This is a genomic window from Vibrio sp. 2134-1 (genome assembly GCF_033339495.1).
In genome coordinates this window covers 1-684 of the sequence record NZ_JAWOUS010000459.1, presented here as the reverse complement: position 1 = coordinate 684, position 684 = coordinate 1, and the positions used below count along the sequence as shown (strand labels likewise).

1 protein-coding gene is annotated in these 684 nt (G+C 42.5%); it reads right to left on the bottom strand.

What is annotated here, in order from left to right:
* Nucleotides 1–684: EAL domain-containing protein (locus R7R78_RS26610; RefSeq protein ID WP_225474671.1), on the bottom strand; the 684-nt coding region annotated here is incomplete at both ends.

The following is a 684-nucleotide window of genomic DNA, read 5'->3' as shown; positions in this document are numbered from 1 at the left end:
TTTAGCGACTGGTCGCATAAAGTCTAAGTGTCTTACAAATTGTGCTTCCACAAACTCAAAATTGAGACACTTTCTCTGCTCGCGTGACAACTGTAATAGTTCATCACGAAACCACTTGAAGTATTCGCGACTCGAAAAAGGCGTCACATTTAGATTTAGAGCATAATTTTTAGAGCTGTCAAAATTCTCTTTAAAGTCTTTTAAGAATTTATGAAGTACAGCTCTATCCATTTGAGCTTCATAGCCCACTTGTCTGATAGCAGAGATAAATCGGGACGCTTTAACAATGCCATTTTCAGGATCCCGAATTCGACATGTTAACTCTTCGTGTAAGGCTTTTTTATGCGTCGCATCACTTATTGAGTGAACCGATTGTGCGTAGAGTATCACATTTTCTGATGTAAGTGCCGTATCAAATAACGTACGCCATCTCACACTTCCGCGCGCTTCTTCATCGTGGTTCCATTTCTTAAAACGGCTCCAGTTATTGTTGTTTTGTAGCTGCGCACTTCTGAGTGCCGTTTCCGCCTCATCAATAATTTGGCTGTGTCGCTCTCCCTCTTTGTACATAGTGATACCAATATGGCACCAGTTGTCGGGGTCGAGCGGATCTGGCGGCGTAAGTTTCTCTAGTTGACGAATACATTGTGAGGCCAAGTTGGCAACATCTTTGGCGCTTTGATG